This is a genomic window from Hoeflea sp. EC-HK425 (genome assembly GCF_902498795.1).
Classification (GTDB): domain Bacteria; phylum Pseudomonadota; class Alphaproteobacteria; order Rhizobiales; family Rhizobiaceae; genus Hoeflea; species Hoeflea alexandrii.
On record NZ_LR701572.1, the window covers coordinates 4623729 to 4643737 of the forward strand.

The 20009-nt window shown below is 61.5% G+C and carries 23 protein-coding genes; 5 read left to right on the forward strand and 18 right to left on the reverse strand.

Annotated elements, in window-relative coordinates; genetic code table 11:
* Positions 1-2: 2 nt before the first annotated feature.
* Complete coding sequence (locus SPHINGO391_RS24725) at positions 3-1001, reverse strand: DUF2125 domain-containing protein (RefSeq protein ID WP_193217402.1); 999 nt, start codon at positions 999-1001, stop codon at positions 3-5.
* A gap of 99 nt (positions 1002-1100) precedes the next feature.
* On the opposite strand from SPHINGO391_RS24725, the gene SPHINGO391_RS24730 reads away from it, so the two are divergent.
* On the forward strand, positions 1101-1640 hold the full coding sequence (locus SPHINGO391_RS24730) for a gamma-glutamylcyclotransferase (protein ID WP_152011345.1): 540 nt from the start codon (positions 1101-1103) through the stop codon (positions 1638-1640).
* A 6-nt stretch (positions 1641-1646) separates the two neighbouring features.
* Here the strand turns inward: SPHINGO391_RS24730 and SPHINGO391_RS24735 are convergent, their stop codons facing one another.
* The 4 genes from SPHINGO391_RS24735 to ftsE all read right to left on the reverse strand — a co-directional run bounded on the left by SPHINGO391_RS24735 (position 1647) and on the right by ftsE (position 4991).
* A complete protein-coding gene (locus SPHINGO391_RS24735; protein ID WP_152011346.1) occupies positions 1647-2450 on the reverse strand; it encodes a lysophospholipid acyltransferase family protein in 804 nt (267 codons plus the stop codon).
* Positions 2451-2554: 104 nt separating this feature from the next.
* Complete coding sequence (locus SPHINGO391_RS24740) at positions 2555-3286, reverse strand: YdcF family protein (RefSeq protein WP_152011347.1); 732 nt, start codon at positions 3284-3286, stop codon at positions 2555-2557.
* Positions 3287-3349: 63 nt separating this feature from the next.
* Positions 3350-4339, reverse strand: coding sequence for an ABC transporter permease (locus SPHINGO391_RS24745; protein ID WP_152011348.1), 990 nt, complete (start codon positions 4337-4339; stop codon positions 3350-3352).
* Entirely contained in the window at positions 4332-4991 is a 660-nt protein-coding gene (gene ftsE, locus SPHINGO391_RS24750) for a cell division ATP-binding protein FtsE (protein WP_152011349.1), read from the reverse strand. The genes SPHINGO391_RS24745 and ftsE overlap by 8 nt, the downstream gene beginning before the upstream one ends.
* A 203-nt stretch (positions 4992-5194) precedes the next feature.
* Between ftsE and SPHINGO391_RS24755 the strand changes: the two genes are divergently transcribed.
* The 3 genes from SPHINGO391_RS24755 (at position 5195) to SPHINGO391_RS24765 (ending at position 7017) form a co-directional block, all read left to right on the forward strand.
* A complete protein-coding gene (locus SPHINGO391_RS24755; protein ID WP_152011350.1) occupies positions 5195-5818 on the forward strand; it encodes a hypothetical protein in 624 nt (207 codons plus the stop codon).
* Positions 5819-5997: 179 nt separating this feature from the next.
* The gene (hpt, locus tag SPHINGO391_RS24760; protein ID WP_152011351.1) at positions 5998-6540 is read left to right on the forward strand and encodes a hypoxanthine phosphoribosyltransferase; all 543 of its coding nucleotides are present in this window, start codon (positions 5998-6000) and stop codon (positions 6538-6540) included.
* Positions 6541-6648: 108 nt separating this feature from the next.
* Positions 6649-7017 carry a response regulator gene (locus SPHINGO391_RS24765; RefSeq protein ID WP_152011352.1) on the forward strand — a complete coding sequence of 123 codons (369 nt, stop codon included), beginning with the start codon at positions 6649-6651 and terminating at the stop codon, positions 7015-7017.
* Between the two features lie 26 nt (positions 7018-7043).
* Here the strand turns inward: SPHINGO391_RS24765 and SPHINGO391_RS24770 are convergent, their stop codons facing one another.
* The 4 genes from SPHINGO391_RS24770 to argH form a co-directional block, all read right to left on the reverse strand.
* On the reverse strand, positions 7044-9635 hold the full coding sequence (locus SPHINGO391_RS24770) for a TIGR02302 family protein (protein WP_152011353.1): 2592 nt from the start codon (positions 9633-9635) through the stop codon (positions 7044-7046).
* A gap of 138 nt (positions 9636-9773) precedes the next feature.
* A complete protein-coding gene (gene lysA, locus SPHINGO391_RS24775; protein WP_152011354.1) occupies positions 9774-11042 on the reverse strand; it encodes a diaminopimelate decarboxylase in 1269 nt (422 codons plus the stop codon).
* A 9-nt stretch (positions 11043-11051) separates the two neighbouring features.
* A complete protein-coding gene (locus SPHINGO391_RS24780) occupies positions 11052-11240 on the reverse strand; it encodes a lipoprotein (protein ID WP_152011355.1) in 189 nt (62 codons plus the stop codon).
* A gap of 146 nt (positions 11241-11386) precedes the next feature.
* Positions 11387-12787, reverse strand: a complete 1401-nt coding sequence (gene argH, locus SPHINGO391_RS24785; RefSeq protein WP_152011356.1) for an argininosuccinate lyase — start codon at positions 12785-12787, stop codon at positions 11387-11389.
* A 21-nt stretch (positions 12788-12808) separates the two neighbouring features.
* On the opposite strand from argH, the gene SPHINGO391_RS24790 reads away from it, so the two are divergent.
* Positions 12809-13483 carry a TlpA disulfide reductase family protein gene (locus tag SPHINGO391_RS24790; RefSeq protein ID WP_152011357.1) on the forward strand — a complete coding sequence of 225 codons (675 nt, stop codon included), beginning with the start codon at positions 12809-12811 and terminating at the stop codon, positions 13481-13483.
* A gap of 65 nt (positions 13484-13548) precedes the next feature.
* On the opposite strand, the gene SPHINGO391_RS24795 is transcribed toward SPHINGO391_RS24790, so the two are convergent.
* The 9 genes from SPHINGO391_RS24795 to SPHINGO391_RS24835 form a co-directional block, all read right to left on the reverse strand.
* Positions 13549-13752: a DUF2892 domain-containing protein gene (locus SPHINGO391_RS24795; RefSeq protein ID WP_152011358.1), complete on the reverse strand. Its 204-nt coding sequence runs from the start codon at positions 13750-13752 to the stop codon at positions 13549-13551.
* Between the two features lie 171 nt (positions 13753-13923).
* Complete coding sequence (locus SPHINGO391_RS24800; RefSeq protein ID WP_152011359.1) at positions 13924-14394, reverse strand: DUF4442 domain-containing protein; 471 nt, start codon at positions 14392-14394, stop codon at positions 13924-13926.
* Between the two features lie 8 nt (positions 14395-14402).
* The gene (locus tag SPHINGO391_RS24805; RefSeq protein ID WP_152011360.1) at positions 14403-15284 is read right to left on the reverse strand and encodes a 3-hydroxybutyryl-CoA dehydrogenase; all 882 of its coding nucleotides are present in this window, start codon (positions 15282-15284) and stop codon (positions 14403-14405) included.
* A 128-nt stretch (positions 15285-15412) separates the two neighbouring features.
* Complete coding sequence (locus SPHINGO391_RS24810; protein ID WP_152011361.1) at positions 15413-16342, reverse strand: electron transfer flavoprotein subunit alpha/FixB family protein; 930 nt, start codon at positions 16340-16342, stop codon at positions 15413-15415.
* Positions 16343-16365: 23 nt separating this feature from the next.
* Entirely contained in the window at positions 16366-17115 is a 750-nt protein-coding gene (locus SPHINGO391_RS24815; RefSeq protein ID WP_152011362.1) for an electron transfer flavoprotein subunit beta/FixA family protein, read from the reverse strand.
* Between the two features lie 233 nt (positions 17116-17348).
* Complete coding sequence (locus tag SPHINGO391_RS24820; protein ID WP_152011363.1) at positions 17349-18128, reverse strand: rhomboid family intramembrane serine protease; 780 nt, start codon at positions 18126-18128, stop codon at positions 17349-17351.
* A 54-nt stretch (positions 18129-18182) separates the two neighbouring features.
* Positions 18183-18761 (reverse strand): cob(I)yrinic acid a,c-diamide adenosyltransferase, encoded by a 579-nt coding sequence (locus tag SPHINGO391_RS24825; RefSeq protein ID WP_152011364.1) that lies wholly within the window; start codon positions 18759-18761, stop codon positions 18183-18185.
* Between the two features lie 53 nt (positions 18762-18814).
* Positions 18815-19012, reverse strand: a complete 198-nt coding sequence (locus SPHINGO391_RS24830; protein WP_152011365.1) for a twin transmembrane helix small protein — start codon at positions 19010-19012, stop codon at positions 18815-18817.
* A gap of 75 nt (positions 19013-19087) precedes the next feature.
* Positions 19088-19930, reverse strand: coding sequence for an SDR family oxidoreductase (locus tag SPHINGO391_RS24835; protein WP_152011366.1), 843 nt, complete (start codon positions 19928-19930; stop codon positions 19088-19090).
* Positions 19931-20009: the final 79 nt, after the last annotated feature.

The following is a 20009-nucleotide window of genomic DNA, read 5'->3' on the forward strand; positions in this document are numbered from 1 at the left end:
GTTCAGAATGCAGGCAGTTCGCCGAGCGGAATGATTCCGAGCGAGACCTGGTTGTTCCTGATCGTCAAGGGCAGGGTGGTGGCATCGTCGCCGGGCCTGACATCCAGCGCCGAGATCATAGGGCCGAAGCGGCTGATCAGCTGAGCACTCTCCGGGTTGAGGCTCGCTACCAGTTCCGAGAGTTGCTCGAGATTGCTGACCGTCAGTTCGAGATTTGCGGTCAGGCGTCCATCAGCACTGACCTGAACCGGGCCAGCCATGTCGAGCGTCGATGTTTCATCAAACTCGATGGCGACGCGATGCAGCTCCCCCTCAAAGGGGCCGCGGAGCGGAGCAAAGGGGACCTGCAACAGGGACGACTGGTCCGAGAGGGTTGCCTCGAATGTGACGGACCTGGCGCCCAGTCCGGTGATCAGCGTGTTGCGCAGGTTCTCGCCGTAGACAGCGATATCCAGATCGGGTCCATTTTGACGTGCATGGGCTGTCACGCGGTCTGCCTCAAGGGCGAAGCGCTGGGTGAGCCCTGCGCCGTCGATGTTGACGCTGGTGTTCCTGGCGTCAATCGAGCCGCGGTCAAGTCCGTTCGATACCGCCCTGACACTGGCCTGCATCAATTGCCAGTCAGCGCGCAGGATCAGGCCCGACGTATCCAGCATGAACGGTCCGTCGATTTCGCCGACAACATGCTGCGGCCGGTAAAACTGGGCGGCGGAGCGAAAGGCGCCCGAGGTCGCGACTATTCTCTGCGCCGGGTTTGCATAGGATACGGTTTCGCAGAACAGTCCGACGCGGAAGGGATAGCCGCGGACCTCGGCCTCGGCACAGTCGGCGCTGGCGCCTGGGCCGACAATCCGCGCCAGTGTGGCGGGCAGTTGATCCTCGATACGGGAGGCGAAGAAGAACCAGCCGAATGTCCAGAGCAGGCCCGCGGTGACCATGGCGCCGACCAGCCAGGCGAACTTGCGCGACACCGGAGACTGACCGTTGGCAGATGATGGCATTGCGTTCTCCATGCGTGGCCTGCAATAAGGACCGACAAGGCGGTTATAGCGGGAATTGAAGTGTAGCAGCGGCTTTTCGCCGTCAACCTAGGCTGGGATATGGACGATTTTTGGGTGTTTGGCTATGGATCGCTGATGTGGCGGCCGGGTTTCGCGCATGAGGAAGCAAGGCAGGCACGGCTGTTCGGCTATCACCGGGCGCTTTGCGTGCGCTCCTTTGTCCACCGCGGTACGCCGGAACGGCCGGGACTGGTTCTGGGGCTGGATCGTGGCGGCTCCTGTCATGGTGTCGCCTTTCGGGTGCGGCCCGCCGACCGGGACGCAGTGACAGACTACCTGCGGGCACGTGAACTGGTCACCAATGTGTATCTTGAGACCACGCGCAAGGTGCGTCTGGATGATGGGCGGGATGTTCGGGCACTGACCTATGTTGTCGACCGCGGCCACACGCAATATGGAGGTGCGTTGTCGGTCAAGGATGCGCTTTCACAGGTTTCCGGCGCCGTGGGACAATCGGGTCCCAACGAGGACTACGTTATCAACACGGTTGATCATCTCAGGACGTTGCGTATCCGCGATCAGCATCTGGAAGCGGTTGCGGATGCACTGCGGGTTCCGGTGCGACTTACGGGTCAATGAAACCTGTCATTGAAGCCGGGGATCCGAGGGCAGGGCTCCGAGCTCCTTGAGCCTGCGCCGTGCATCCGCACGCAGAGGTAGCTGCGGATTGGCCGCCACGGTTTCGACCAGCAGCTTGTCGCTGGCGGTCTCCATGACCTCGATCAGCCTGTCCATGAATCGATCGGGATCCATGCCCGCCGGAATCGGCGGCAGGATCTGCACCTTGAAATGGCCGGGATAGCGCAGGAACTTGCGGCGCGGCCAGAACAGGCCCGGATGCATGACGACCGGCACCACCGGCACATCGAGGTCACGGTAGAGCCGGGCGATGCCGTATTTGTAGTCCGGCGGCGCGCCGGCGGCGCGGCGCGTGCCTTCGGGATAAATGATGAGCTGGCGGCCGTTGCGGATTTCTTCTTTCGTGCGCTCCAGCACTTCGGCCATGACCTTGCCACGGGCGCCGCGATTGACCGGGATCATCTTCATCTTCGAGACATACTGGCCGAACAGCGGGATCCACATGAGCTCGCGCTTGAGGATGTAGAACGGATCGTCGAGCCAAGGCAGCAAGGCGTAGGCATCCCAGAAGGACTGGTGCTTGGGAGCAAAAATGTAGCCGGTGTCGGGGATGTTCTCGAGACCTTCGATCTCGAACGTCGTTCCAACAATCCTTGCCTGCAGCCAATGATTGGCGCGAACCCAGTTCTTCGGGACGGACCAGGCCTTCTTGCGTTCAGCCAAGAAGTAGTACGGCGATAGCAGGATCATGCGTGCGATCAGGTTGATGTAGAACGCAATATTGAAAAGAACGGAGCGTAGGGCAATCATCATGGATTCCGGGTTGGCGTGGGGCGCTGCCGGAAACGCCAGCAGAACCTGTAATCCGGGTTACACCATTGATGGGCAGCGGAAAACCGGCGCGGCGGGAAAAATCACTGCAGGCTGGAGGTCACCGGTGCCTGCCCATAGACATCGGCGCGCAGGCCACTCGAGGTTTTCGCCCCGCTCCAGTAGCGCAGCTGCGCCAGGGAGTATTTGGCGTATTCCACGAAAAGTGTCCGCAGCGCGACCGGATCGGCGAGCCATGTCTCGGTCTTCAGATCGGCATGGGTCACCGGATAGGCCAGGAAGGTCACGTCAGGGCTTGCCTGGGAGAGTTCGAGCAGGCTGCGTGGCATGTGGTAATTGTTGGTGACCACCAGAACACGGCTGTAGCCGCGCTGCCGGATCCACTCGGCTGTTTCATTGGCATTGCCGATGGTGTCGAGAGCCTCGTAGCCGATATCGACGCAGCAGGCGAAGGTCGCCGTCTTGGTTCCGGTGGCCCGGCGGAGTGCCGCGCCGCTGGTGGATGGATTGACGCCCGAAATCAGCAGACGTGCGCCGACACCGCTCTCCAGCAATGCCAGTGCCTGATCGATTCGCTGATAACCGCCGGTCAGCGCCACGATCGCATCAACTTCACTGGCTGTATCGGTGGCCTTCAACTCTGCTATGGAGTCGGTGAAGCGGAAAAAGCCCATTGCAATCAATGCGGCACCAACGATGGCGGTGATCGTGAACAAGCGCAGGCCATGGTGACCCACCCGCCGGAGACGATGGAACGCATCAGTCTTGGCGGCTCCGGGCGAGTCCGGATCAGGTTGTGCGGTTTCCACGCTCATAACCCATGAATACTCCGAGATTCCGGCAAGGACCAGTCGGATTTGCGGCAAAACCCGGGCAAGTTAACCGATTTCCGCAAGCGAAGGATCAGCCCGCTGGCGATCGATTTCGCGGATCGTGCGTGTGACTGTCAGTCGTGTCGTTACTGCCGTCATTGCCGAGATCAGCACGACAATGCCGATAATGCCGAAGTAGCCGGCACTGCTGAGGGTGAAGCGGCCGAAAAGGGCCGTCACCTGATCATTGAGGGCCGTCGCCATCGAATTGGATTGCCAGGCTCCGAGCAGCAGAAATCCCAAAGCCGCAATGCCGCCGCCAAAGGCTGCCCCCTTGAGGCCGATCAATAGGAAACGCTTCTGGAATTCGGAGGCGATGAAACTGGTCTCGGCGCCGACGAAATGCAGCACTTCGACGATGTGTCTGTTGCCGGCCATCGCGCCACGGGTGGCGAAGATGACGGTCAGCATGGTGGTGGCGAACATCAGCGTCAGAATGCCGATGCCGATCAGCACTGTGATGCGCGCCATGGAAATCAGGCGATCGGCCCAGGCTCGATGATCATCCAGCGTTGCGGCGGGAACAGCCTCGGCAAGGTTCTGCCGGATCGCTGCAAAATCCGGTGGTGCGGTCTCATCAATGGTGACGATGACCAGCCTGGGTACGGGAAGCTCGTCCATGTCGAAACCTTCGCCAAGCCATGGTTCGAGCAATCTCGCGGTCGAGGCGCGGTCGACTATTTCCGCGCTCAAGGTGCCGGGAAAGGACAGTGCGATGGTCCGCACCTCGGTCAACGCGGCTTCCATGTCGAGATCATCTTCCGGCTTGATCTGCACCGTTATCTCGCGGGAGACATCCCCCTGCCAGGCTTCAGCCTTTTCCTGGATCATGGTCACAGCTCCCAGCGTCATGGCGCAGAGAAATGACATGATGGCGATCACCACCATCAGTGCGTGGCCGGACACATTGACCGGCGGCACGATCGGCGCCATCGGCCGGAGCGTGACCAGCCTCTCTCTCTTCCGGGTATCGCTGGGATCGGCGCGCTCAGTCATAGATATCGAGCCGTCCTTCCGACAGGATCATGCGCCGGGCGTCGACCCGATCCATCAGGCTCAGGTCATGGGTGGCGATGATGACGGCCGTGCCGAGCCGGTTGAGCTCGGTGAACAGGTTGAGCAGCCGCTGCGCCATCGGCGGATCGACATTGCCGGTGGGTTCGTCTGCGAGCAGCACCTCGGGCTGGTCGATCAGGGCGCGGGCAATCGCCACGCGCTGTTTTTCGCCGCCGGACAGAACCGGCGGCAGTACGTTGATGCGCTCCCCAAGCCCGACCCATTTGAGCAGTTCGATTACATCGGACCGATAGCTGGCTTCCTCCTTGCCGCGCACCCGTAGCGGCAGGGAGACATTCTCATAGGTGGTCATGTGATCGAGTAGACGGAAATCTTGGAAGACGATGCCGATCCGCCGCCGCAGCAGCGGCAGTTCCTCTCCGGGAATCACGGAGATATCGCGATCGAACATGCGAATCAGTCCGCGTGTCGGTTTGAGCGACATGAAAAGCAGGCGCATCAACGTGGTTTTTCCCGCACCCGACGGGCCGGTCAGGAACTGGAAGGATCTCTTGGGGATGTCGAAGGTCAGGTCACGCAGGACCTCAGGTCCCATACCGTAACGCAAACCGACATTTTCGAAATGGATCAAAGGTCCCTTCCTGTCCCGGCAGGACTTTGTGAGCGGCAACCGGGCCGCACAGTCGCCGGGTATGGTTAATGCGGCGTTAAATCCGTGCCCCGAACCGGCTGGTATACGCGGCTCGTTCGCCAAGCGTTAATCATTTCCATTTACGGATCGGTAAGAGATGTTTCAATGCCTTCTGCATTGCAGGGGTGGAAAAGGGGTGCCTCATGGGCGTTTCAAACCGTGCCACACATCCGCTCAGACCGGAAGCCGGTGATCTGCTGATGCCGGAGCGACGATCCGGCCTGAACCCCGTACGCAGACGTGATGCGGAGGATGCCTGCTTCGAAACCGTTTCCGCACCGCGCGATGTGTTTGCAACGCGACCGGCGGCAAGGACTGACGGCGGGGTGTTCAAATCCCGGATGACAATGCCAGCGGCCGAAGATGGCCCCATTCCGCGCGACTTCGCAGGCCGCTCCTCCGCAGCGGGCGAGCGGCTCGGTGTGTTTGCCGGCAATCCGGGCACCAGCAAGACGAGCCGGCTGATGTCTCCGCTGATGACACTTGCCGTGATGGTGTGTGCGGTCATGGCGATGGCCGTGTTCTGGATGGCCGGTGGTCACGCACTGGTCGGTGAGCCCGGTGCCGGAGAGCCACCGGCAAGAACCGACGCGGGACCCGCCCCGTTGCGGGAGCCCGTGGTGCTGTCGCCCGACCCGGTGGTAACGTCCTCCACACCAGCCAACCAGTCGAAGCCTGCCGCCCAGGGCTATTCTGCCCCTTTGCCGCGGCCCGCCCGAATCGAACGGGCAGGTTCCATCCTGATGATCAGGCCGGCGGGCGGTTGAGGCCGACAAGTAACAACCAAAGTCTGGGAGGCTCGCGGCCCGCGCCCTGATTGTCATGGCAGATGACGCCGACGGGTGAGCATTGCCGCGAAAACGTGGGCTCAAACGGCTTTCAATTGACCGCGAAGACCTCTAGGAGTGGGCGCTGATAGCAGACCAACCCTTCCTGGAGAGCGCGAATGCCGGTTGTGCGCGGAAAAAACATCGAACCCCTTTTTACTCCGGACATGATTGCTGCGCGCAATCGTGCGATGGCGGCGGAGATCGCTGAAAGTCCGAAGAAGGACCTGCTGGTGATTTCGATCCTGAAGGGCTCGTTCATTTTCGCCGCGGACCTGATCCGCGCACTGCATGATGCCGGTCTCGCGCCGGAAGTGGAGTTCATCACCCTGTCGAGCTACGGTCGCGGCACCACCAGCCAGGGCGTGAAGATCATCAAGGACATCGACAGCGATGTGCGCGGGCGCGATGTGCTGTTGATCGACGACATTCTGGAATCGGGCCGGACGCTGCGCTTTGCGCGTGACCTGATGTACGAGCGCGGCGCCAACAATGTCGATATCGCCGTGCTGCTCGACAAGCGCTCCCGCCGCGAAGGCAGCCTCGATGCCGATTATGTCGGCTTCGAGTGCCCGGACTATTTTGTGGTCGGCTACGGCATGGACGTGGCCTATGCCTTCCGCGAACTGCCCTTTGTCGGGGTGGTCAAGGGCGACGCCTGAGTCTGCGACCTCCGCGCCGAATCGACGCGGCACACGGAGAATGATCCGGTCGTTCACCTTGCGGCAAGTTTTGCACCCTAGGTTCCGCGGACAAGCAGGGAGCAAATGATGGCCAGAATTCTCATCGCCGAAGACGAAGATTCTCTCAGGCGCTTTGTTGCGCGGGCGCTCGTCATGGATGGTCACGAGATCGTCGAAGCCGGAGACGGAGCCGAGGCGCTGGACCATGTGATGGAGAGCAGTTTTGATCTGCTGTTGTCCGATATCCGGATGCCGGTCATGGACGGCATCGCGCTTGCGACTGCGTCCGCCGAACACAGCCCCGGTATGCCGATCCTGCTGATGACGGGCTATGCCGAACAGCGCGAGCGCGCCGAGCCGCTGATGCAGATCGTCGTGGATGTGGTTCCGAAGCCGTTCTCGCTGCCGGACATCCGCCAGGCGGTGGCGGACGCGTTGACCGCGCAGGCCGCCTGAGGCCGAGCTGTACTGCCTCTGCCGGTCTATTGAAGATCGAGCAGGCGCTCCAGGTAGCGCTTCTCCAGTTCCGGCGACAGCTGGTCACCCAGCCGCTTGCGGATCGCATCAAGGATTTCCCTTGCGCGCTGGATATCGATTTCGTCGGGTACCTCGACCCGGCTGCCGAAGTCCGGGCCGGTGGTGGCACGTGGCCGGCCGAGCGGGTCGCGATCATCGGCGGCGCGGTTGCCGTTCTGATCGGGTCCCTCACCTTCCGCTTCGCCCTGCTGGTTGCCCATGGCCTGCATCATCTGGTTCATCATGTCCTCGGCGCCCTGCCTGAGCGCCTGCAGAGCCCTTCCCTGATCGCTGAGGGCCTGACCTGTTTCACCACCCTGGAGGTTTCCGGTGGCGTCGCCCATGGCTTCGCCGGCTTCGCCAAATCCTTCTGAGGGCTGCATGCCCATGCCCTCCAGATCGCTCTGCAACTGCCCGAGCGCGTCGCGGAGCTGCTGCTGGCTGCGGCCCAGCGCGCCGAGCATGTCCTCGAGCGATTGCTGGCCCTGGCCCTCTTGCCCCTGATCCTGTCCCTGGCCGGGTTGCTGCTGTCCCTGCTGCTGGCGGTCACGGCCTTCGCCTGGCTGGCTCTGGCGCTCCCTGTCGGCGCGCATGGTCTCATCCATCAGTTGTTGCTGCTGGCGCATCAGTTCGCCAAGCTTGTCCATCTGCTGGCGCATCGGACCGCCCTGCTGCTGCTGGCGTTGCTGCCTGCCGGCCTGGAGATTGTTCATCATCCGCTGCAGTTCCTGCAGCATCTGCTGGGCCTGGTCGCGGGCGCCGGAGCGGGCAAGATTCTCGATCTGGTCGAGCATGTTGTCGAGATCACGCTGACGCAGCATGTTTTCCGGCATCGCCTGCTGGGTCTCGGTATTTTGGTTGTTCATGTTCTGGCGCGCCAGCTCACTGAGATATTCCTGCATGGCTTCGCGCAACTCATCCATCAGCTGGGCGATCTCTTCGTCGCTGGCACCGTTTTCGAGCGCTTCGGCGAGCGCGTTCTGGGCATCACGCAAGCGGCGCTCGGCGAGCGACAGGTTGCCGTCCTCGATCTGCAGTGCAACGCCCCACATGTAGTCGATGGCCTCGCGCAGCTCATCATCAGAGCGGGCATAGGCGAGCCGGCCCCGGACCGATTCCAGCAAAAGGTAATGGCTGAGGTTCGGGATGGTTTCATCCGGAGCTATGGTCAGCGCATCATGCAGGTCGAAGACCCTGCGCAGGTTGTTGGCATCGAGGGCCAGCACGCCGCGCTGTTCGACCACCGCGGCCGCCAGCGGTTCGGAGAACCGGCGTCCTGGCAGCACTGTCTCGAGGGTTTCGCTGCGGCCTTCCTGCCCGGCTCCGTCGGTGGCTACAAGGGTGATCCGAACCCTCTGTCCCGCCAGCGGATGCTCGGTCAGATCATGACTGGCGACTGCGCGATTGTCGGCAGACGAGCGCCGGGGGAGGGTCAGCCGGTACTTCGGCGGATCGAACAAGGGTCTGGCGTTCGCTGCAGGTTCGGCGGCCGGAACGATCTCGGCTTCTGCACTGGCAATTCCGTGATCGTCGAAGAGGGTATAGTCGAGTTCCAGTGCGCCGTTGGTTGCACGGCGCGGGGTTTCGACGAATGTTGCCACGGGCGGTTCGTCCGGTATCAAGCGGATTGCAAAGTTTTCCTCAGACCTTCCGGCGCTGATCTTCAGTTCGCCGCCGGTTCCCGGCTTGAATGTCCAGGTGGATGCTCCCGCGGGGGTGGCTGCGGCTGCCGTATCGGCATTTTCCGGTTCGATGGCCGCCTGAGTGTCCGAACCGGTTCCCCACAACACCTGTGCGTCGGCGCTGCCGCCGCCGACGCGAATGGTAATCTCGCTGCCCTCGATGGCTTCAACGGGCTCTCCTTGAGGCCGTTCGATCCCGGTGAGGAAAATCGGCGCCTGATTGACGTAGGGCGGCGGCGTGATCCAGGCGTCGATGCGGATATCGGGCAATTGTTCGCTGGAATGGCTGAGGAAGGCATCGGACGGTCTGCCGGCATTGCCGGAGTAGGAATAGCCGAAGGCGACAAACAGCAGCAGCGCGAGGGCGACGCGCATGCCCCAGGGATCGCGCTGCGGCAGGCTTGAGCGGGGGATGCCGGTCTCCAGGGCGCCGATCTTGCTTGCCATGCGGCGCCGATGTTCTTCCCAGAGCGCGCGGGCGAAAGGATCGTCCGCCTCGATCTTGTCGTCCTGGGTGGCAATGGCCTGATTGGAAATGCGGTTCTCGGCCTCCAGACGGGCATCGATCTCGGCGCGACCGGGCGAGCGGAAGCGCAGCAGGGGCCACAGTGACGCCAGCACGCCAAGGCCGAAAAGACCGAGGAGCAGCAGCCTGAACCAGTCGGGAACGATGCGGAAAATCCCAAACCAGGAGAAGCTGAAATAGAGTGCGACGACCGACAGCAGCGGGGCGGAAAGGGTAAGAAGACGGCCAATCGACAGGTTGAGCCGCATGCGCAGACGGCCAAGGCTGACAGAGCGCCGGACTTCAATGTTCCTGTCTGCCGGCTCACGGCCTTCGGATAAGGATTGCCTGGCTTCGGGTGTGGTTGCCATCTCGTTTTCCTTCAGCGTCAGGAAAGAAGATAGCAGTCTTTGCGGCCAAGGCGAGGCCTGCGTCAAAAAAGTGAAGCGTGATTGCCGCCGCCAGGGAAAATATCCGAGGCGTTGCCATGCCCGGGCAGGCAGTCCGGCTCAGTCAAGCCAGGCTGGCACCGAATCCAGTCCGATCAGATCGTCGTAGGACGGACGCGGGCGAACAACGTGGAACTGGTCGCCGTTGACCAGTACCTCGGGCACCAGCAGCCGGGTGTTGTAGGTGCCGGACTGAACCGCCCCATAGGCGCCCGCAGAACCGATTGCGATCAGGTCGCCGGCCTTCAACGCCGACATTTCCCTATCCCTGGCAATGTAGTCGCCGCTTTCGCATACGGGGCCGACGATGTCGGCCCGAATACGTGGCGCGCTTGCGGCTGACAGCTTTACCGGTCGGACCTCGTGCCAGGCTTCGTAGAGTGTCGGCCGGATCAGGTCGTTCATGGCGGCATCGACGATGACGAAGGTCTTGTCGCCGCCGTCCTTTATGTAAATCACTTCCGAGACCAGAACGCCCGCATTGGCGACAATCAGGCGGCCGGGCTCGAGGATCACCTTGCAACCAAGATCGCGCAGCCGCGCCTTGACCATGTTGCCATAGGCGTCCGGATCGGGCGGGGTTGCATTGTCGTCGCGGTAGGGAACACCCAAGCCACCGCCAATGTCGAAATGATCGATTGCGTGGCCGTCGGCGCGCAGCAGTCCGATCAGTTCGACCATCAGCTTCAGGGCGTCGTCGAACGGCTGAAGATCGGTGATCTGGCTGCCGATATGCATGTCGATGCCGGTGACTCGAACACCTTCGAGGTTTGCGGCGTGGCGGTAGACCGCCTGGGCGCGCTGCCAGGAGATTCCGAACTTGTCCTCCTTCTTGCCGGTCGAGATCTTGGCATGGGTCTTGGCGTCGACATCGGGATTGATGCGGAAGGAGATCGGCGCCACCTTGCCCATCGCGAGCGCGCGGGCGTTGAGCACTTCGAGTTCGGGTTCGGATTCGATGTTGAAGCAATAGATGTCGGCAGCCAACGCCGCATCCATTTCACGCCAGGTCTTGCCAACGCCGGAGAACATGATCTTCGAAGCAGGGATGCCGGCTGCCAGAGCGCGGCGCAACTCGCCTTCGGAGACGACATCGACGCCTGATCCCAATTGCGCCAGGGTCCTGAGCACAGCCTGGTTGGAGTTGGCCTTCATGGCGTAACAGACCATCGAATCGATGTCGGCGAAAGCGCCTGAAAACACCTTGTAGTGGCGGCTCAGGGTGGCGGTCGAATAGCAGTAAAACGGGGTGCCGACCTGGGCAGCAATGTCGGGCAGGCTGACGCCTTCGGCGTGCAAAACGCCATCACGATATTCAAAGTGGTTCACGGGGTGTGCCTATTCGAGAAGACCATCGAGGATAAAACGCCGTTCCTTGACTGCCGGGGACGATGCCTCTTCAGCCGTGGCCAGCGGTGCAGCGGTGACACTGGGGCGTTCGAGGTCGCCCTTGCGTCCGCACCCGGTCAGGACTGCGCTCAGCAGGGTCACAGCGCATATGGTTTTGATCCATGAGCCGGTCGTCATTTTCTGTTCCTCGCTATCGCCTGTGCGCTGTTGATGGCGCCGGGGCCTGAATACAGGATTTCGGCATACAAGTTTTTGGCACAAAGTGCACCCGGTTTGTCCGCTGAAACCAGCGGTATTGGACAGGTCTGCAACAGACCCACTTTTTAGATACGTGCGCGCCACCAAGCTATCTGCTTGCGGACCTGAGAGGGAGCCGTGCCGCCAAAACTCTGGCGGCTGGCGACCGACGCGTCGACGGTCAGCACATCAAAGATGCCGCTGGTGATTGCGGGGTTGATGGTCTGGAGGTCCTGAAGCGACAACTCGGCGAGTTCGCACTGCTTTTCCTCGGCCATCGCCACGGCTCGGCCAGTGGCGTGATGAGCGTCGCGGAACGGCAGGCCGGCCTCGCGCACCAGCCAGTCGGCAAGGTCGGTGGCAGTGGAGTAGCCGGAACCGGCAGCCTTGCGCATCTGGTCGGCGCGGATTTCCATGTCGCTGACCATGCCGGCCATGGCTGCCAGTGAAAGCTCGAGGCTCTCGGCTGCATCGAAGACCTGTTCCTTGTCCTCCTGCATGTCCTTGGAATAGGCCAGCGGAAGCCCCTTCATGATGGTGAGAAGGGCAATCAGCGAGCCGTTGATGCGGCCGGTCTTGGCACGGACCAACTCGGCTGCGTCGGGGTTCTTCTTCTGCGGCATGATCGATGAGCCGGTGGAGAAGGCGTCGGAAAGGCGCACAAATCCGAACTGCGGCGTCGACCAGATAACGATTTCTTCGGCGAGGCGTGACAGATGGACCGCGCAGATCGAAGCCAGCGAGAGGAATTCGAGCGCGAAATCGCGATCTGACACCGTGTCGATCGAGTTGCGGGTCGGTTCGCGGAAGCCGAGCGCCTTTGCGGTCATCTCGCGGTCGATCGCAAAGCCGGTGCCGGCAAGCGCCGCGGCACCGATCGGGCTTTCGTCCATGTGCTCGATGGCGTGGCGCACCCGCTGGCGGTCGCGGCCGAACATCTCGACATAGGCCATGCAGTGATGGCCGAAAGTCACCGGCTGGGCCGACTGCAGGTGAGTGAAGCCCGGCATGACCGTGTCGGCATGCTGTTCGGCCTTGTCGAGGAAGGCCGTGATCAGTCTTGTCAGCGCTGCTTCGGTGCGGCCCAGTTCTTCCTTGACCCAGAGGCGGAAGTCGAGCGCCACCTGGTCGTTGCGCGAACGTGCGGTGTGCAGCCGGCCGGCGGCGGGGCCGATCAGTTCGGCAAGCCGCGACTCGATGTTCATGTGAATGTCTTCGAGCCGGCGCGAGAAAACAAACTTGCCGTCCTCGATCTCTGACAGGATCGTGTTCAATCCGTGAGTAATCTTGTCGCAATCTTCGCTCGAAACTATGCCAGTCTTGGCAAGCATGGCCGCATGTGCGAGGGAACCGCGAATGTCCTGGGCATAGAGCTTGCGGTCGAAATCGATGCTGGCGTTGATTTCCTCCATGATGGCATCTGGTCCGGAGGCAAATCGGCCACCCCACATCTGGTTTGACGCCTGTTTGTCCTTATCTGTCGACATGAGCCTGCCTTGGAGTTTGTCATGAGCCAATCGCGTAAAAGCCTTTCCACCGGTGCCCTTGCTGCAATCGCAATTGCCCTGGGCGCCGTTGTCGGGGCTGCCGGGATATACTGGAAAGGGTTGCCGTCTGGCAATGCGCCGACCTCGGAAAGTCTGGCTGGCGCGGATGTTGCCGCCTGCACGGCGCAACCGGAGATGCTGGCTGCCCTCAAGCCACTGGCCAGGGGCGAGGTGGCGGCGATGGCCGTACGGGACGAGCCGATCGCTCTTCCGGAACTGGCTTTTGTCTCCGAGCAGGGCGATGCGTTGACGCTAGCCGATTTCAACGGACAGGCGCTCCTGGTCAACCTGTGGGCGACATGGTGCGCGCCCTGCCGCGCGGAAATGCCGGCGCTGGCCGAGCTGCAATCGGAACTGGGTGACGATAATTTCAAGGTGCTGGCGATCAATATCGATACTGGCGACGTCGCCAAGCCGAAGGCGTTTCTCGACGAGATCGGCGTGTCCAATCTGGGTCTCTACCGGGATGCCAGCATGGGCGTGTTCAACACTTTGAAGAAGGAAGGGCTGGCCTTTGGCCTTCCGGTGACGCTGATGATCGGCAAGGATGGCTGCATGCTGGGCGCCATGAATGGACCGGCCGAATGGGCCAGCAAGGATGCCAAGGCGCTGACCGGAGCTCTGAAGGGAATTTAAATCGCCAAGGGCGCGGACGGGGCATCCGTCCACGCCCTTGCGGTTCGTCCCGGGAAGTCGAGATCTTAGTTGAAAGCGCAACCCGGCTTTACGCCGAGCTTCTTGAAAATGATCGCTGCGGGACAGAAGCCGGTGAAGGAAGACTGGATCAGGTTGAGGCCGACGAAGACGGTCAGGAAGAACCAGTAGGGTGATACGTAGACACCCAGCGCCACCGACAAGAGAACCATGAAGCCTGCGAATGCCAGAATAATGCGATCAAGCGCCATTTCGATTTCCTTCGTTTCCGATCGGGCTTCGCCCGCGCCGTGGGTGTTCCAGCGGCCTCCATGGCGAATATATAGCAATTAAAAGTTCTATATTCAATATGTTTTATATAAATGATCAGGCATGATGGCGTGATCAACAAATCGAGGCGGGCAGGACGAAGGGAACAGAGATCAGCCACCGATCCGGCTGCGGGTGTCCGGCTTGCGCCGTATGTGCAGGGTCTTGGTCACACGGGCGACCGGATCGCCGTCCTTGTTGAGGATCTCTGTCGGGAACGCCCGGAGATAGACGTCACCTTCGGACCGGGTATTGGCGCGAATGTCGTCGAGATCCCCGTCCGTCAGCCTGAAGCTTGCGAAGACGGTTCCCCGACCGGGCCGCAGGAAGTCGATCTCGGCAGACTTGTCCCAGACGGTGTAGCTGCGATCGAGATTGCGCATCACCATCATCATCCAGAACGGGTCGGTCATGGCAAACAGCGAGCCACCGAAATGGCAGCCAACATAGTTCTTGTTGTAGAAACGCTCGCGCAGTTCGACATCGACGGCGCGGAAATCATCGCTGATATGACGGATGCGAATGCCGGAAAACAGCAGAGGCGGCCACAGGTTCATGCCGCGGCGGAGGGAACTGGCGTTCATCAAAGGATTTACCGTGTCGGGACGGGCGTCTCGCCGCGATAGTCATAAAAACCGCGACCGGATTTGCGGCCGAGCCAGCCGGCCTCGACATATTTGACCAGGAGCGGGCAGGGCCGGTACTTGGAATCGGCGAGGCCGTCGTGGAGTACCTGCATGATCGACAGGCAGGTGTCGAGGCCGATGAAATCAGCCAGTTGCAACGGGCCCATCGGGTGATTGGCGCCAAGCCTCATGGCGGTATCGATCGCATCGACCGTGCCGACACCCTCGTACAGGGTGTAGATGGCCTCGTTTATCATCGGCAGCAGGATGCGGTTGACGATGAAGGCCGGAAAGTCCTCGGTGACCGTGATGGTCTTGTCGAGGGAGTCGATGAAACCGCGGGCCGCCTTGAACGTCAGGTCCTCGGTGGCGATGCCGCGCACCAGCTCGACCAGTTTCATCACCGGAACCGGGTTCATGAAGTGGATGCCGATGAAGCGCTCTGGCCGGTCCGTGGCGGAAGCCAGCCGGGTTATTGACAGCGAAGAGGTGTTGGTCGCGAGGATCGCTTCCGGATTGAGCTGCGGGCAGAGCTGCTGGTAGATCTTGCGCTTGACGGTTTCGTCTTCGGTGGCTGCCTCGATGACGAGATCCATGGCTGCAAGGCCACTCATGTCGGGAGCGAAGTTGATCCGCGCGAGGGCCGCTTCCCGTTCGGTTTCGGTGGTCTTGCCGGAGGCGACCTGGCGGGCGAGGTTGCCGCTGATGGTGGCCAGCATTTCCTGAAGCGTATCGGCGGAAATGTCGTGGACGTAAACGTCGTACCCCGCCATGGCGCAGACATGGGCAATGCCGCCGCCCATCTGTCCTGCGCCGATGATGCCCACACTCTTGATCTGGTTGCCCATTTGTCCCGCCTGACTGATTTAGGATGCTGCCGGGTGCATTGATGTGAGCCTGCCCGGATCCTCAACGTAAATGGCCGGGTTGGAGACGTCCAGCCCGGCCATTGATCATGCCGTCAATTTGTGACGGATCATAGTGCTTTTTCGAGCTCCGGCAGGGCATCGAAAAGGTCGGCGACCAGTCCGTAGTCCGCCACCTGGAAGATCGGCGCTTCCTCGTCCTTGTTGATGGCGACGATGACCTTGGAGTCCTTCATGCCGGCAAGGTGCTGAATGGCGCCGGAAATGCCGCAGGCGATGTAGAGGTCGGGCGCGACAACCTTACCGGTCTGGCCGACCTGCCAGTCATTCGGCGCGTAGCCCGCGTCGACGGCGGCACGGGATGCGCCGACGGCTGCACCGAGCTTGTCAGCCACCGGCAGGATGACTTCCTGGAACTTCTCGGAGGAGCCAAGCGCGCGGCCACCGGAGATGATGATCTTGGCGGAAGTCAGTTCCGGACGGTCGCTCTCGGCGATCGCGTCCTTGACGAAGGACGACAGGCCTGGATCGCCGGCCGAGGAAACGCTCTCAACCGAAGCCGATCCACCTTCAGCGGCTGCCGAGAAGGATGCGGTGCGGACCGTGATGACGCGCTTGGCGTCGCTCGACTTGACCGTCTGCAGGGCGTTGCCGGCATAGATCGGGCGCTTGAAGGTATCCGCGGCGATGACCTCGATGATGTCCGAGATCTGCATGACATCAAGAAGGGCTGCGACCCGCGGCATGACGTTCTTTCCCGACGTGGTGGCAGGCGCCATCAGCGTGTCGTATGCGTCCGCAAGCGAAACCACCAGGGCGGCAAGCGGTTCTGCCAGCCGGTTGGCGTATTCGTCGCCTTCGGCATGAAGAACCTTGGAGACGCCGTCGAGCTTGGCTGCCGCGTCGGCGGCTGCCTTGGCGTTTTTGCCGGCAACCAGCACGTGGACGTCGCCTCCAATCTTGGAGGCGGCGCTGACGGCCTTTGCGGTCTGATCGGACAGCGAAGCGTGATCGTGTTCGGCTATGATGAGAATGGCCATGTTTGTAACTCCCTTTCCCGCGCTTACAGCACGCCTGCTTCGTTCTTGAGCTTGTCGACCAGTTCGGCGACGGAACCGACCTTGACGCCAGCCTTGCGGCCGCCCGGCTCTTCGGTCTTGATCACCTCGAGGCGCGGTGCAATGTCGACGCCGTAGTCAGCGGCGCTCTTCTTGTCGAGCGGCTTCTTCTTGGCCTTCATGATGTTGGGCAGCGAAGCGTAGCGCGGCTCGTTGAGGCGCAGGTCGGTGGTGACGATGGCCGGCAGCTTGACCGAGATGGTCTGAAGGCCGCCGTCGACCTCACGGGTGACGTCGGCCGAACCATCGCCGATTTCGACCTTCGAGGCGAAGGTCGCCTGGCTCCAGCCAAGCAGGGCGGACAGCATCTGGCCGGTCTGGTTGGAATCGTCGTCGATGGCCTGCTTGCCGAGAATGACCAGGTCCGGGTTTTCCTCGCCGACAACACCCTTGAGGATCTTGGCGACGGCAAGCGGTTCGACCAGCGTGTCGGCCTCGACCAGGATCGCGCGATCGGCGCCCATGGCAAGCGCGGTGCGCAGGGTCTCTTCGGCCTTGGCAGGTCCGATGGAAACGGCAATCACTTCCGTGGCCTTGCCGGCTTCCTTGAGCCGCAGGGCTTCTTCGACGGCGATTTCGTCAAACGGGTTCATCGACATCTTCACATTGGCGAGATCGACGCCGCTGCCATCTGGCTTGACCCGGATCTTGACGTTGTAGTCAACAACCCGCTTGACCGGCACGAGAATTTTCATCGGTTTGCCTTCCTCACTTTGCTAGGCCTCACTGTTTCGGCCCTGTCCTGATCGGTCCGAGGGTCCCGGCGTCAGGCCGTTTACCCGGATTTTGCCTGTGAAGCCGCCACCCGGATAGCCGATTGGCGACATGGATACGCGATTTTTCTCCAAATTCAATCGCAACCGCACAGGAGATTTTGCAACGCGGGATAAATGACGTTTACGTCCGCGTCAATTCGGTTGCCTCTCCACTATCGTCCCCACTTCTGCCGCGGTGGCTGTGGAGACTGTTCCTCCGGGACAATTTGCGGGGTCTTGTGCACCACTGCCCGCGGGCTTTCGATCCTCCGGTCAAACAGCGGCACGCCGGAACGGCGCAAGACCAGCACCAGCACGGCACCGCCAATGATACCTCCGACATGCGCTGCCCAGGACACTTCCCCGCCGAGATCGGTCACGACCATGACGAACTGGAACACTACCCAGAACAGCAGCGGTATGAATGCCGGCAGCGGCAGCGGAATGCGGCCCAGCACCAGCACCCAGACCCGGACTTTTGGGTGCAGTATCAGGTAGGCGGCGACAATTCCCGCCACTGCGCCCGAAGCGCCAATCAGCGGGCTTTCGGAATCGGGGAAGAGAAAGCCATGGGCAAAGGCGCCCGCCGCTGCGCAGGCCATGTAGAAGATCAGGAAGCGGAAGTGGCCCATGGCGTCTTCGACATTGTCGCCAAAGACCCAGAGGAAAATCATGTTGGAGCCCAAATGCAGCAGGTTGCCGTGCAGAAAGCTGTAGGTGATGTAGGTCGCATCTTCCGGAACCAGAACCAGGGATGGCTGCAGTTCCGCAAAATCGTTGACCACCGAGGGAATGAAGCCCAGTCCGAGTACGGCCGCTGTGGTGAACTCGCTGTTTGCGCCGGCAAGTTCGGTGATGCCCCAGACGAGAGCGTTGATGGCGATAAGCGACCAGGTTACCCATTGCAGCTTTATGTGCTTGAGGTCGTTGGAATCATGCAGGGGGATGAACATCGCTGAGGGTTCCGTTTGGCCGGGGCGGCTTGTGAGCCGTAACGATGACGGAGACTAGCGGTTCTTTCCCGGAACCCAAAGCACATCCGTGCGGCCGTGATCATTGACCCAGCGCGCGGCGACAAAAAAGAAGTCTGAAAGCCTGTTGGCAAAGCGAATGGCCGCCGGATTGACGGTTTCGTTGTCATGGGCTGCAAGTTCCACCATCAGCCGTTCGGCACGGCGGGATACCGTGCGAGCCAGGTGGAGATAGGCCGACGCGGCAGTTCCGCCCGGCAGGACAAAGGACTTCAGCGGTTCGAGATCGGCATTGAGGCGATCGATATCGGCTTCAATGCGGTCAACCTGTGCATCGACGATGCGCAAGGGTTCATAGTCGAGTTTCTCGCCGGTCTCGGGGGTCGCCAGATCAGCGCCGAGATCAAAGCAGTCGTTCTGGATCCGCATCAGCATCGCGTCGAGTTCGGGCATATCCGCCGTGTGAAGCCGCGCGGTGCCGACGACCGCATTGGTTTCATCGACGGTGCCGTAGGCTTCAATCCTGAGATCGTATTTCGGGCGGCGTTCACCTGATACCAAGCCGGTGGTGCCGTCGTCGCCGGTTCTGGTGTAGATCTTGTTGAGTTTGACCATCGAGAAGCTTCCTTGAACGGACTAGGCAGGTGTGTGGCGCATTACTGACAAGGTCACCGTCCGCCGCCTGTGAGCCACAAGGTGGCGACAATCAGCACCACCGCGACAAATTGCAGCAAGACGCGCATCTGCATCAGCTTGTTGGACAGGTTGCCCGACCCGCCACGGGCCATGTTGACCAGGCCGCGGACGAGAACGGCTGCGACCGCCAGCATGACGATGATGGACAGAACATAGGTTACGGACGACATCGTGCGGTTTCCTCATGGCGGATTTCGGTTGGGAACATAGGGTGTTTTGCTGACAAGTCCATCGGCTGCGCCGGTTCAATCCTGACGGGCGAGCCAGGGATAAAACAGTCGTGCAGGTAAAAGGCGGCGGGCAATGGCGCCCAGCCTGGCCTCGCGCGTCACGGTGTAATGATAGCGCGGGCGGGGTGCGTTGAGCGCGTGTTGCAGAACCTTGTGGACGGCATCGGGCCGCAGTTTTCCGTTGTCCGAGCGTTCCTGTTTTTCGAGGCGGCGAAGCTGGGCCTGGTAATCCTGCTGGTGCACCGAGGCGGCGATGTCGATGTTGCGGTGGAAATGCCTGAGGGCGTTGGCGCGGAACCGGCTGGCAATGGCGCCGGGTTCGATCAGGCTGACATGGATGCCGGTTCCCTCGAGCTCCAGCGCCAGTGTAACGGACAGACCTTCCAGAGCATGCTTGGAAGCATTGTAGGCGCCGCGAAACCGCATCGGGACCAGGCCGAGAATGGAGGAGCATTGCACGATGCGTCCATGGCCCTGGGCTCGCATTACCGGAATCACCCGCCGTGTGAGGTCGTGCCAGCCGAAGAAATTGGCCTCGAACTGGGCGCGAAGCGCTTCCACCGGCAGGTCCTCAACGGCACCGACCTGACCATAGCCGCCATTGTTGAACAGCGCGTCGCAGCGTCCGCCGGTGGCAGCCATGGCCTCCTCGAAGAAGGACGCGATGCTTTCGGGCTCGGCGTAATCTAGCCGATAGGCTTCGATGCCGTCGTTGCGCAGCGTCGCAAGGTCTTGTTCGGTGCGCGCCGAGGCTATGACATGCCAGCCTTCGGCCTTGAGCGCGCGGGCGCAATAGGCACCGATTCCGCTCGAGCAGCCGGTCACCAGGATGGTCTTTTGTTGGTTATTGCCGCTCATTGCATTATCTGACCTGTTGTCGAAGCCATTCAAATCCCATACTCGGCCTGGGCTGACAATGCCGGTCGGGTCCGGAACT